General features: G+C 60.0%; 8 protein-coding genes. 6 read left to right on the plus strand and 2 right to left on the minus strand.

The window, feature by feature from the left end; translation table 11 throughout:
* Positions 1 to 89: 89 nt before the first annotated feature.
* From BLM14_RS18025 to BLM14_RS18050, 6 genes are all read left to right on the plus strand, one after another.
* The gene (locus BLM14_RS18025) at positions 90 to 1,403 is read left to right on the plus strand and encodes an ABC transporter substrate-binding protein (RefSeq protein WP_100000649.1); all 1,314 of its coding nucleotides are present in this window, start codon (positions 90 to 92) and stop codon (positions 1,401 to 1,403) included.
* Positions 1,404 to 1,486: 83 nt separating this feature from the next.
* The gene (locus BLM14_RS18030; RefSeq protein ID WP_418314240.1) at positions 1,487 to 2,413 is read left to right on the plus strand and encodes a carbohydrate ABC transporter permease; all 927 of its coding nucleotides are present in this window, start codon (positions 1,487 to 1,489) and stop codon (positions 2,411 to 2,413) included.
* Between the two features lie 23 nt (positions 2,414 to 2,436).
* Positions 2,437 to 3,336 carry a carbohydrate ABC transporter permease gene (locus BLM14_RS18035; RefSeq protein WP_100000651.1) on the plus strand — a complete coding sequence of 300 codons (900 nt, stop codon included), beginning with the start codon at positions 2,437 to 2,439 and terminating at the stop codon, positions 3,334 to 3,336.
* 18 nt (positions 3,337 to 3,354) lie between these two features.
* On the plus strand, positions 3,355 to 5,157 hold the full coding sequence (locus BLM14_RS18040; protein WP_100000652.1) for an IlvD/Edd family dehydratase: 1,803 nt from the start codon (positions 3,355 to 3,357) through the stop codon (positions 5,155 to 5,157).
* A gap of 22 nt (positions 5,158 to 5,179) precedes the next feature.
* A complete protein-coding gene (locus BLM14_RS18045; protein WP_100000653.1) occupies positions 5,180 to 5,932 on the plus strand; it encodes an SDR family NAD(P)-dependent oxidoreductase in 753 nt (250 codons plus the stop codon).
* A 26-nt stretch (positions 5,933 to 5,958) separates the two neighbouring features.
* Positions 5,959 to 6,798, plus strand: a complete 840-nt coding sequence (locus BLM14_RS18050) for a fumarylacetoacetate hydrolase family protein (RefSeq protein WP_100000654.1) — start codon at positions 5,959 to 5,961, stop codon at positions 6,796 to 6,798.
* Positions 6,799 to 6,974: 176 nt separating this feature from the next.
* Here the strand turns inward: BLM14_RS18050 and BLM14_RS18055 are convergent, their stop codons facing one another.
* Together BLM14_RS18055 and BLM14_RS18060 are read right to left on the minus strand one after the other, a co-directional pair.
* Positions 6,975 to 11,576, minus strand: a complete 4,602-nt coding sequence (locus tag BLM14_RS18055) for a translocation/assembly module TamB domain-containing protein (RefSeq protein WP_100000655.1) — start codon at positions 11,574 to 11,576, stop codon at positions 6,975 to 6,977.
* Positions 11,573 to 13,501: an autotransporter assembly complex protein TamA gene (locus tag BLM14_RS18060; protein WP_100000656.1), complete on the minus strand. Its 1,929-nt coding sequence runs from the start codon at positions 13,499 to 13,501 to the stop codon at positions 11,573 to 11,575. The genes BLM14_RS18055 and BLM14_RS18060 overlap by 4 nt, the downstream gene beginning before the upstream one ends.
* Between the last annotated feature and the right edge of the window lie 60 nt (positions 13,502 to 13,561).

The following is a 13,561-nucleotide window of genomic DNA, read 5'->3' on the forward strand; positions in this document are numbered from 1 at the left end:
GTCATAATATACCCGAGAACAGCATGGCCCAGAATGTGGGAGCGTTTTGAACAAGGCCGTATGTCCATGGAAACCCAGGAGGAGTATCAATGACTATCAACAGAAGACATCTTCTCGGCGCATCTGCCGGGCTCGTCGCTGCCGCCGGACTGAACCGGTTCGGCCTCAGCCCTGCTTTCGCGCAAGCCGCCCCCGCCTACAAGCCCGAGGAAGGTGCAACCCTTCGCCTGCTGCGCTGGGTGCCGTTCGTGCCGGCCGAAGAGGCGGCATGGCTCGCAAATACCAAGAAGTTCACCGAGGCCACCGGCGTGCAGGTGCGCATCGACAAGGAAAGTTGGGAAGACGTCCGCCCGAAGGCTGCAGTTGCCGCCAATGTCGGCTCAGGACCGGACATGGTCATGAGCTGGTTCGACGATCCGCAGCAATATCCGGACAAGCTGATCGAGGTGTCCGAGCTTGGCGAATATCTCGGCAAGGCGCATGGTGGCTGGTATCCGGGTCTCGAAGGCTATGCCAAGCGCGACGGCAAGTTCATCGCCCTGCCGCTTTGTGCTATCGGCAATGCGGTGGTCTATCGCGACAGCCACATGAAGGCTGCCGGCTTCAGCGAGTTTCCGAAGGATACGGCAGGCTTCCTGGAGCTTTGCAAGGCAATGCATGCCAAGGGCACACCAGCAGGCTTCCCGCATGGCAAGGCGGTCGGCGACGGCAACAATTACGCGCATTGGCTGCTGTGGAGCCATGGCGGCAAGATAGTCGATGAGGGCGGCAAGGTGGTAATCAACAGCCCCGAGACGCTGGCATCGGTCAAATATGCGCAGGAACTCTACAAGACCTTCATTCCTGGCACGGAAAGCTGGCAGGACGTCAACAACAACCGTGCCTTCCTCGCCGGACAGGTGTCGCTGACGGCCAACGGCGTCTCGGTCTACTATGCCGCCGTGAAGGATCCGGCCATGAAAGCCATCGCCGACGACATGCGCTCGACCAACCTGCCGATCGGGCCTGTCGGCGAGTCGGTCGAACTGCACCAGACCTCGACGATCTCCATCTTCAAGCACACCAAATATCCGGAAGCAGCGAAAGCCTATCTGCAATTCATGTACCAGGCCGAAAACATGAATGCGTGGATCCAAGGCGCCAGCGCCTATTGCTGCCAGCCGCTGAAGGAGTTCGCATCCAACCCGGTGTGGACGTCGAATCCCATCCACGCTGCCTACGCCAAGGCTTCGGGAACCCTGCGGCCGAACGGCTATGCAGGCCCGCTCGGAACGGCTTCCGCCGGTGTCATGGCCGATTATGTGCTGGTCGACATGTATGCCACGGCCGTGACCGGCCAGATGACGCCGGAAGACGCCATCGCCCAGGCTGAGAAGCGCGCAAACCGCTACTACAGCGTCTAGGCAAGTCGAGAGGCTTTCCGCCGTTCTCTGGACGGCGGAAAGTCAATCAAGCGCTGACGAGGAAGAAGGGACATTCGATGACAATGACGGCATCCGCTAAGCAGGTATCCGCCTTCGGCTCCATAGCCCGGAGCAACACGGCGATCGGCGCACTGTTCATGCTGCCGGCGGCCGCCTTTCTCCTGTGCTTCCTGACCTATCCGCTCGGTCTCGGTGTATGGCTCGGCTTCACCGACGCGAAGATCGGCCGGGATGGCATTTTCATCGGCCTCGAAAACTATCAGGCGCTGGCCCGCGATTCCGTTTTCTGGATGGCCGTCTACAATACGGTGCTCTACACATTCATCGCATCGGTCCTGAAATTCGCCTTCGGTCTCTGGCTGGCGCTGATCCTCAACGAGCATCTGCCTTTCAAATCCTTCTTCCGCGCGATCATCCTGCTGCCCTGGGTCGTTCCGACCGTGCTTTCGGCGCTGGCTTTCTGGTGGATCTTCGATGCGCAATTCTCGATCATTTCCTGGTCGCTGATGCAACTCGGCTGGATCGATAGCCCGATCAATTTCCTCGGCGATCCAAACAATGCGCGCGCTTCGGTGATCGCTGCCAATGTCTGGCGCGGCATCCCCTTCGTCGCCATCTCGCTGCTCGCCGGTCTGCAGACCATTCCGCAGTCGCTGCATGAAGCCGCCTCGCTCGACGGCGCCACGGGCTGGCAGCGTTTTCGCTTCATCACGCTGCCGATGCTGACGCCGATCATCGCCGTGGTGATGACGTTCTCGGTGCTGTTCACCTTCACCGATTTCCAGCTGATCTACGTCCTGACCAAGGGCGGACCGGTTAACGCCACCCATCTGATGGCGACACTCTCGTTCCAGCGCGGCATTCCCGGCGGCCAGCTCGGCGAAGGCGCGGCGATTGCCGTCGCCATGATCCCCTTCCTGCTTGCCTCGATCCTGTTCTCATTTTTCGGCCTGCAGCGCCGTAAATGGCAGCAGGGCGGCCAGGACTGAGTGCGGCAAGGAGGAGCGCAATCATGACCATATCCGAACAGACCAACAGCCAGCCGCTCACGGACGACGTGCAGGGCATGAGCTATCTCAACCGGCTGCCGCGGCGGATCATGGTGCTTTACCTGCCGCTCGCTGTCTTCATCTTCGTGCTGCTGTTTCCGTTCTACTGGATGGCAATCACGGCGGTGAAGCCCAATTCACAGCTGACCGACTACAACAATTACAGCCCGTTCTGGGTGGTGGGTCCGACACTCGACCATATCAAGTACCTGTTGTTCGAGACCTCCTATCCCGGCTGGCTGTGGAATACGCTGGTCGTCTCGGTCTGCGCGACTGTGCTGTCGCTGGCCGCGTCGGTCTTTGCCGCCTATGCCATCGAGCGCGTCCGCTTTACCGGATCGCGCTCGGTCGGGCTGATGATCTTCCTCGCCTATCTCGTGCCGCCCTCGATTCTGTTCATTCCCCTTGCTGTGATCGTGTTCAAATTCGGGATTTACGACACGAGGCTGGCGCTGATCTTCACCTACCCGACCTTCCTCATTCCGTTTTGCACCTGGCTGCTGATGGGTTATTTCCGTTCGATCCCTTTCGAACTCGAAGAGAGCGCCCTCGTCGACGGCGCGTCGCGCTGGCAAATCCTCGTCAGGGTCATATTGCCGCTGGCGGTGCCGGGATTGATATCGGCGGGCATTTTTGCCTTCACTTTGTCGTGGAATGAGTTCATCTATGCGCTGACCTTCATCCAATCCTCGGAGAACAAGACTGTCCCGGTCGGTGTCCTGACGGAGCTGGTGCGAGGGGATGTTTTCGAGTGGGGTTCGCTGATGGCAGGCGCACTGTTCGGGTCGCTGCCCGTCGTCATTCTCTACTCGTTCTTTGTCGATTATTACGTCTCTTCCATGACCGGCGCGGTCAAGGAATAGCCACTCCAGGAGCACATTATGACTACCGCAAAAATAACCAAAAGGCTTCGCTCGCAGGAATGGTTCGACAATCCTGACAATCCGGGGATGACGGCACTCTATCTGGAACGCTACCTGAATTACGGCCTCACTCGCGAAGAACTGCAGTCGGGCAAGCCGATCATCGGCATCGCCCAGACCGGCTCCGATCTCTCGCCGTGCAACCGTCACCATATCGAGCTCGCCAAGCGCGTGCGCGATGGCATCATTGCGGCGGGCGGCATTCCCTTCGAGTTTCCAGTGCATCCCATCCAGGAGACCGGCAAGCGCCCCGGCGCTGCGCTCGACCGCAACCTCGCCTATCTTGGCCTTGTGGAAGTGCTGTTCGGCTACCCGCTCGACGGCGTGGTGCTGACCATCGGCTGCGACAAGACCACGCCCGCCATGCTGATGGGCGCGGCGACCGTCAATATACCGGCCATCGCACTCTCGGTCGGCCCAATGCTCAATGGCTGGCATCGCGGCGAACGCACCGGTTCCGGCACCATTGTGTGGAAATCGCGCGAGAAGCTTTCCTCCGGCGAAATCAACTATGACCAGTTCATGGATATCGTCGCCTCCTCCGCGCCATCGGTCGGCTATTGCAACACGATGGGCACGGCAACGACGATGAATTCCCTGGCCGAAGCGCTCGGCATGGAACTCCCCGGCGGCGCCGCGATCCCTGCACCCTACCGCGAGCGCGGACAGACCGCCTACGACACCGGCAAGCGCATCGTCGACATGGTACGCGAAGACCTGAAGCCATCGGATATCATGACGCGCGCGGCCTTCGAGAACGCCATCGTCATCAACTCCGCCATCGGCGGCTCGACGAACGCTCCGATCCATCTGAACGCCATAGCCCGCCACCTCGACATCCCGCTCGACAATGATGATTGGCAGACGATCGGCCACGACGTGCCGCTGCTGGTCAATCTGCAGCCGGCAGGCGAATATCTTGGCGAGGACTATCACCGCGCTGGCGGCGTGCCTGCCGTCGTTGCCGAACTGATGAAGGCGCGCAAGCTGCCGCATCCCGGTGCCTTGACTGTCAATGGCAAGAGCATCGGCACGAACTGCGAGAATGCGGAAAATCTCAACACCGACGTCATCAAGCCTTACGATGCGCCGCTGAAGAAGAAGGCCGGGTTCATCAATTTGAAGGGCAATCTTTTCGACAGCGCCATCATGAAGACGAGCGTGATCTCTGAAGAGTTCCGCGAACGCTATCTTTCCAATCCGGATGATCCCGAGGCTTTCGAAGGCATTGCCGAAGTCTTCGACGGACCGGAGGATTATCATCACCGCATCGACGACCCGAAGCTTGCGCTCGACGAGAACAGCATTCTGATCATGCGCGGTACCGGCCCGATCGGCTATCCGGGCGCTGCGGAAGTCGTCAACATGCAGCCTCCGGCATATCTCCTCAAAAAAGGCATTCATGCCCTGCCCTGTCTCGGCGACGGGCGGCAGTCCGGCACCTCCGGATCGCCTTCCATCCTTAATGCTTCGCCGGAAGCGGCGGTCAATGGCGGGCTGGCACTCGTGAAGTCCGGTGACCACCTGCGCATCGACCTGAAAAAAGGTACGGCCAATATCCTGATCGACGATGAGGAACTGCAAAAGCGCAAGGAAGACCTGATTGCGGCAGGCGGCTATAAATACCCGGCCAGCCAGACGCCATGGCAGGAAATCCAGCGCGGCATGGTCGGCCAGCTGGACGAAGGCATGGTTCTGAAGCCGGCCGTCAGCTACCAGCGCATCGCCCAGACGAAGGGATTGCCGCGCGACAATCACTGAAGCCAGACATTCGGGAGGAATCATGGCGAATTCCATCAGGCGCTATGAGGGGCGGCATGCGGTCATTACCGGTGGCGCCTCGGGTATCGGCTTCAAGACGGCGGAGCGGATCGTGTCGGAAGGTGGCACGGTCAGTCTCTGGGATGTCGATGCCGCCAAGATCGATGAGGCGAAGGGCACACTTGGCGGTGCGGCGCATGGAGTGAGGCTCGATGTTTCCGACCCGGACCAGGTGGAAAAGGCAGCGCAGGAAACGGCCAAGGCATTCGGCAAGATCGACGTGCTGATCTGTTCCGCCGGTATCACCGGTCCGAACGCCAAAGTTACCGACTACCCGATCGACCAATGGAAGCGCGTCTTCGATATCAATTTGAATGGACTGTTCTATTGCAACCGCTTCGTCGTGCCGTTCATGCAGAAAAGTGGCTATGGACGCATCGTCAATGTCGCGTCCATTGCCGGCAAGGAGGGCAATCCCAATGCCTCCGCCTATAGCGCATCGAAGGCAGCGGTGATCGGGCTGACCAAATCGCTCGGCAAGGAGCTTGTCGGTGATGGGATCACCGTCAATGCCATCACCCCGGCGACTGTCGATACGCCGATCCTTCAACAGCTGCAGCCCTCGTTCATCGACTACATGCTGTCGAAGATTCCCATGCAGCGCTTCGGCAAGGTCGAAGAGCTGGCGTCGCTGATTACCTGGATCGCCAGCGAGGAATGCTCGTTCACGACCGGCGCTGTCTTCGACATTTCCGGTGGCCGCGCCACTTACTGAGCCCCCAAGATAGAGAAGGTTATCCCATGAAACTGTTGCGCTATGGTCCTGCCGGTCAGGAAAAGCCCGGTCTTGTCGACAAGGATGGCAAGGTCCGCGACCTGTCCGGCCATGTGAAAGACATTGCCGGTGACGCAATTTCGCCAGAGGGCCTATCGAGGCTCGCGGCGCTCGACCCGGCATCGCTGCCTGTGGTCGAAGTCACTCGCTATGGCCCTTGTGTTGCGGGAACGGGCAAGTTCATCTGCATCGGCCTCAACTATTCCGATCATGCGGCGGAAACGGGCGCCAAGGTGCCGCCGGAGCCGATCATCTTCATGAAGGCAACGTCGGCAATCGTCGGGCCGAACGACAATGTCGAAATCCCGCGTGGTTCGGAGAAGACCGACTGGGAAGTCGAGCTCGGCATCGTCATCGGCAAACATGCGAAATATGTCAGCGAAGACGAGGCGCTGGATTATGTCGCCGGCTATTGCCTGATCAACGACGTGTCGGAGCGCGCTTTCCAGGCGGAGCGTCAGGGCCAGTGGACCAAGGGCAAAAGCTGCGACACCTTTGGCCCGACCGGACCCTGGCTGGTAACCAAGGACGAAATCAAGGATCCGCAAGACCTGAAGATGTGGCTGGAGGTCAATGGCCACCGCTACCAGAACGGCTCATCCGCAACGATGGTCTACGGCGTCAAATATCTGGTGTCATACCTGTCACAGTTCATGAGCCTGCATCCGGGCGACATCATTTCGACCGGAACACCGCCTGGCGTCGGACTTGGCCAAAAGCCAAATGTCTTCCTAAAGGCCGGCGATGTAGTTACGCTCGGCATCGAAGGTCTGGGCGAGCAACGGCAGGACGTTGTGCAGGGGTAAGGTTTTTCATTCCACTTTAGCGAGATGATGCCGGACTTGACCTCCCGCTTGTGGGGAGGGTGCCTGCGAGCGGCCGCGAGGAAAACACTCTTCTTGGGTAGCAATTCAAGAAGGGCTGTTTCCCGTTGCTGCGCTCCGCGTCTTCCCGCAAGGGGGGAAGGTAGCCGGCGTGAGACTCAATAATCCTTCTCGAAGAACAGGCCCGCGCCGGAATCGCCATCGCTGCCGACCGCGCCCTTGGCCTTCAGGTTCGGCGTGATATCGAGATTGATCGTGCCTTTGGTCTTGCCCCCAGCGCCGGCTTCGACACCCAGATAGACATTGTCACGGATATAACGGCCGGCACGCACGCCGGCATTGCCCTGGCTGTCGGTGACCACATCGAGATCGTCCAGGCCCGTGTTCTTGCGCAAACTGTCGAGCAGCGAGGAGTTCGACCCGCCTGCAAGTTCCGCCGCAGCAGCGGCCAGCCGTGCAACCTGCAACGGTGACAATTCGCTGATCGAGCGGTTGAAGATCAGCCGCGCCATGACCTCGTCCTGCGGCAGTTCCGGCTGCGACGAGAAGCTGATCTGCAGGTCCGAAACACGGCCTCTGACTGTGACGTTTACGGTGATATCAGTGCCTTGCGTGCTGGCGACGAAATTGAGTTCGGGGTCGAGATCCCCGACCAGCGTAACCTGACCTTCGGTGAAGGTGATACGTTGTCCAAGAATGCCGAGACGGCCGCGGATCAGATCGAACGCACCGACCGGCTGAATATTGGTGGCCGGACCCGTAAGGCGCACGGAGCCGCCGATTTCCGCGTCGAGCCCACGACCGCGCACGAAAATCCTGTTGGGTGCGGTGACGTTGATATCAAGCCGAACAACGCTTGGGCGGGCCGTCGGCGTCGCCACCTTGGGTTGATCCGCCCTGGCGCGCTTCAAAGTCTGCGCAACAGCCTTTGACGGATCCTTGTGTTTGACATCGATGACCGCCGAGGAGCCGCCAAAACTTTCCGGAACGGTGATTTCGGCGCGGTCGATATTGATGTTGCCCGAGATAACGGGATCGCGGGTAAGTGGACCCTTGACGGCGAGTGCACCGGTAACGGTAGCAACCACAAGATTGCCGTCGGCATAGCGCGCCTTGTCGAGCCTGATATCGATATTCGCCGGGAAATTGGCGGCCGCATCCGTTGAAATCGTCCCGGTCGCACTGATCGTGCCGCCGGTCGAGAGCGCCGCATTCAGGGTGCGGATGGTAACGGTCGTGCCTTCCATGCTGCCGAGGAGCGTGATGCGCTGCAGCCTTATATTGGCTTCCGGATCGAGGACCTCGGCTCCGTTGGTAGAGAACATGCCGCGGATCTGCGGTCGCGCGAAGCTCCCCGTAATCGACGCCGTCACGTCGATCACGCCTTTTGCCTGGGTGCCACGATCGGCAAGGAAGCGGTTGGCAAGCGAAAGGGGAATATTGCCGGTGACGTTGATGCCAAGCCCCGACCCGCTCAGGGGAACCTTGCCGCTGGCAGAGACGGTAAAGCCCTGGGGCCCGTCTGCCTTGGCAGAGGCGAGTGTCAGCATGTTGTTGGCGAAGCGTCCGGCCGCTGTGAGTTGCAATGGTGCAAGCCCGGCCTCCTGCAAGGGCTTGGCAGAAAGACCAGTACCCTTCAGATCGAACTCGGCATTGGGCCTCTGCAGCGTGCCGGTGACGCGGCCCCTGCCGGAGATATTGCCAGCCAGGTTCTGGCCCTTCACAACGCCGTTCAAAGCGTTGAGTGGGAAACTCCTGAGATCGAAATCCACGCCGAGCTGGCCCTGCGCTAGCGGCACGGAACCCCTGGCGGAGGCATCGAGCCCACCGGCTCCGGTCAAATGCGCATCGACATTGAGCTGGTCCGTGGTGGAAGTACCCTTCGCATCGAGGTTGAGTGCGTCAAGGCCGGCTTTTTTCAACGCGGCAGCGGTGATGCCACGGGCCTGCATGTCGAAATTGACATCCGGCTTCACGCGTGTGCCGCCGATCTTTGCCGTGCCGTTGATTTCTCCGCCGAGCCCAAGGTCCGGCTTGATGGTGTTGGCGATGTCGAGCGGCAATTTCTGGATGGCAACCGCGAGGTTCAGCGTTTCGGCAACTTCGCCGCTGACCGTCACCTTGCCCTTGCCGACGTCGAGAATAATGTCACCGAAGGAGACATTGCTGCCCGCCACATTGATCGCGGCAGGCTGGACCAGCCGGGCTGCAAGCGTCCCGCGCGTCAAATCTGCATTGGCCAACGACAGGAGATAACCCGTGTCCGTCGGCTGCAACGAGCCGCCAACAGACGTCCTGGCACCGTTCTTCAGGCCGGCATTCATCTTGAAGTTGGTGGTCTTGCCGTCCTGCGCCGCCTGCGCGTCGAGGCTGGTAATGTCGATGCCCGCTGCCGATACATCGGACGCCGTCACTGAACCATTGGCGGAGGGCACCTTGAAAATATCCTGCGCTGCCAGCGCGATTGCAGCCTTGCCGATAATGATGTCGTTGGCTTTCAGCCCGTCGATCTGACCTTTGATATCGACGTTCTGCTTTTCCTCGTCGTGGGAAAGCGCAATGGTTGCATCGGCCCTGCCCGTCGCTTCGACGAGGAACAGCGCCGCAGCAGTCGACACATCGCTGGAGGCGAGTGTCAGATTACCCTGAAGCAAACCCTTCTTGTCTTGCATGACATCGCCGCGAAGCCGGGTGCCGCCTGCGATGAACTGGATGTTGGTGAGTCGCTTATCATCCTTGTGGATGGCGATCTCCGTTGCAAGGTCGGCGCGTATCCCATCGAGGAAGGCAAGACCGGATACCTTGCCGTCGACAATACCCTTGTACAGCGTGCCGTTGAAGGTCAGGTCGCCCTCAGTCAGCTTGCGGCCGGACAAGGTGCCTTCGGCTACACCAGCGTTGAAGGCGAGCGCGATGATATTATCCTGGCCGCGTGCGCTGCCCTTGACCTTGAGTGCACCGCCGGCCTTCTCGGAAAGCAGCGCGAGATCGGTGAGATCGACGCCGAAATCAAAGTTTGCCGCGCCGCTGGCGAAAGTGCCGTTGGCAGTGACCAGCGTCTGCGGGTTTACAATTTTGAAATCCCTGGCAGTGAGGCCGTTCGCGTTGCGTGCCAGCCCGCCGGTGATGCGTGTCTCACCCGCAAGCACCTTGTCGGCGGCATCAATGCCGAACTGCATGCCGGTAGCGTACCCGTCCAGCATCAGGTCGAAGCCGCCCGTCAATGCCTCGACAAGGCCATTGGCCTTCAGATCGATCGAGCCGGCGAGATCGCGACCCGCCAGGGCGGAGAACGGCGCGATGCTCGATGCCTTGACTAGAATGTCACCGCGATAGGCGAATTCGTTGATGGTACCGGCAAGCGACGCGCTGAGGCCGTTGGCGGCGATCAGCGCCTGCTTGAGGTTGACCGGCGTTCCGGCCTTCCAGTCGCCATTGATCTTGAGCTGAATGAGTTCGCCGAGCGCCTCGGCAATATCCGCGCGCTTGGCGGTGATGCCCGAGACGTCGCCGGTCACATCATAGGTCAGCGAGCGAGCGGCCGGATTGTCGATGTTCTCGGCAAGGCCCTTGCCGATGAGATTGACGGATTTTGCGGCGAAGCTGTCGGTCGTGAGATTCGTTACCTCAAGGCTGCTGGTCCAGTCACTATTGGTGCTGGTGCCGAAAGCCACCGCCAGCACCGCCTTGTCGACGGTCGTCTGCCCACCCTTCACCGGCAGGATAACCTTCTTTCCAGTAGGATCCGCAATCGTCGCATCGACCTTCAAACGGCGGAGGAAGCCATCATTGGTGGTCTCGCCGGTCGCATCAAGCGCGAGCGCATTGCTCTTGATGTTCAATCGGTCAAGTGCCACGCCGCCGGCATCGCGCAACACACCATTGACGATGAGCGCCGTTTCATTGCCGAAGAAGTCACGGAAAACCGGCGGGATCAACGCAGCGATCTCGCCATTGAGCGTGGTGTTGAAACCGAGGCCGTCGCTCTGGCGGTCGAGCTTGGTTTCGCCAGTGAGCACGCGCTTGCCCGCCGCATCGAGCGTCAGCTGCAAGGCGAGATCGCTCAGGGGACCGGAGCCTTTCAGCGCCAGCGCTACCGGCGGCCTGCCCTCGATACTGAGAAGATTGGCGACAATACCGTTTTCCGGCTCATTCAATGTCAGGTCGAGGTCGAGCTGCTGGCTTTCATTGGCATAGGCCGCCTTGATCTGGAATTCTCCGCCCGGACCATCGAGGCGACGCACCTGCAGGCTGAAATCGAGCGATCCTCCTTCCAGCCTCAAATTGCCTGCCAGCGATATTTCGGACATGAGGCCGAAAACGCCATCCCCGAAAGCTATGCGCCCAATCTGCAAGTCCTGAAGGATCACCGCCAACGGCAGTTCCGGCAGGCTGAATCCCTTGGCTTCGGGCGAAGGCAGGCTTTCATCCGGCAGCGGCTTGCGTAGAATGTCAATACGTTCGGCAGCCAGCGTGTTGACGTCAAGGCGACCCCGCAGCAAGGCGAGACGGCTCCAGACGATTTTCGCATTGGTGACCCTGAGCCAGACGCCTTCGCGGTCTGCAACGGTAATGCTGCCGATGCTGGCCTCGGAGGAGAGGACGCCCTGAATGTTGGAAATGACGATCTGACGATTGGGCGTTGAAAGCTGATTCTGGACAAAGCTCAGGAAGTAGGACTTCTCAGCCTCGGCGCTGTCCTGCGCCAAGGCAGGGGCAGCAAAGAGCAGGAGGAAGAGGGTTGCAAGAATCCGGGTCAAAACGCCTGTCCTATGCCAACGTAGAAAGCAAAATCTGGATCATCATCGGTCCGGTCGAGCGGTACGGCGAAATCAAGCCGGATGGGACCGAGGCCGGTATTATAGCGCAGACCCGCGCCGACGCCGACCCTCAGCTGTTCGGCGAAGTCCGGGAAGGATTCCTCGCCCACATAGCCCGCATCGACGAAGCCGACGACACCGATCGTATCCGTCATGCGGACACGTGCCTCCACTGAGCTTTCGATCAACGAACGGCCGCCAATGACGAAATTCTCGCCATCTCTTGTCACATTGACGCCGACATTGCGGTAGGCATAGCCGCGTATCGAACCACCGCCACCAGCGAAGAACAGCTGGTCCGGCGGCAATTCGGCCACTTCGGCCCCAACGATGGTTCCAAGTTTCAGGCGCCCGGCCAGAATAAAGCGATTGTCGGCACCGAACCCGTAATAGGTGCGGCCTTCCGCGGTGAACTTGGTGGCGAAATTGCCGTATTCGATTTCGTAGAACGGCGACAGCAGGCCTTCGAGAAAATAGCCGCTGGCCGGATCGACCTTGCTGTCGCGGCTATCGTAAGTAAGACCGCCAACGACGCCGACGGTCAGAAAATCACGTTTGCCGAAGAAATCATCGTCGAAACGCGACTTGGATATGTTCGCCGTCAGCTTTCCGGTCAATTCATCCGAGAAGATTTGGGTGAAACCGGCATCGGCGGTGATCGATGTCTGCGTATAGGCGTCGAGAACCTTGCGTTCCCCGATGAGCGACGCGATGAAATCCGTATCGGGCGTATAGACACCTGGCTTGGTAAAGCTCACGCCGAGAAGATAATTATAATCCTGCGGGCTGTAGGACTGTGCGCCGATACCGCCGATCTTGGCGTCGAAGCGCAAACGCTCCGCCCGGCCGAACAGATTGCGGTGCAGCCAGTATGCATCGAAACCGGCACCGTCGAGCGTCGAATACGAACCGCCCAAGCCGAAACGCCGCAGCTTCTGTTCCTGCACGGCGACAGTAATCGGCAGGAGGCCGTCGTTGGTGATGGCATCGGCCTCCTCGATGCGGGCCGACCGGAAGACCTCCAGACGCGACAGACGCTTCCTGGCGCGTTCGATCTCATCGGGGTCATACTCCACCCCGGGCTGCAAGCCGGTAATGAAGGCGACGAATTCCGGATCCATACGCTCCGTCCCCGTCACCCGGACCGGACCGAAAGATGCGCGCCGATCCGGATCGACATCGATCGTGGCGTCAACCTTGTTGTTGTCGTGGTCGGCAAGCACTTCGCGCGAGATGATTTTTGCCTTGGGATGGCCCTGTTCACGCCACGCATCGACAGCGAGCCGTTCAGCCTTGACGATGGTCGTGGATCTGGCGATATCACCGGGGGCAAAACCTTGATTTTCCGGCCGATCCACGACGTCCTTCGGATCGACCGGCGGCGGCGCCATATGCTCGACGCGCGCAGTGGCGAACAGGAACTGGGGACCCGGATCGACGGAGATCGTCACAGGGGCAGGGTTCGGCAGCGTTGCATCCGGCGGAATATCGCTGGCTTCCCGCCCATCTACCTTGATGCTGATCGTGCCGCCATAACGGCCATCGGCATAGAGAGCGCCGAGAATGCGGCGATAGTCACCTCTTGCCTTGGCAAGCAGACCAGCGGCGCCGGACGCCGGCTTGTCCTTGTCGGCGACAAGGCCAGAGGCGCCCTCGATGAGCTTTTTCGTTTCTTTATTTTCGGTGGCTGAAATTTCTACGGTGTATTTGTGCGGATCGGCGATCACCGCATCGGCATCGGCGTCCTTCTTTTCACCCCAGAGATGAATCCCGAACAGATCGAACGCGTGGGCGGGCGAGACAAGAGCTGTGCAAGCCAGCAGAGCGGCGCCAAAAAAACTGGCCTGTGGGCGCCTGAAGTCCATCAACCAGCAAATTCCCCACTCACTGAACACACAAACACGCCGCAGAAAACGGAGAACCAT

The organism is Phyllobacterium zundukense (assembly GCF_002764115.1).
GTDB classification, from domain to species: domain Bacteria; phylum Pseudomonadota; class Alphaproteobacteria; order Rhizobiales; family Rhizobiaceae; genus Phyllobacterium; species Phyllobacterium zundukense.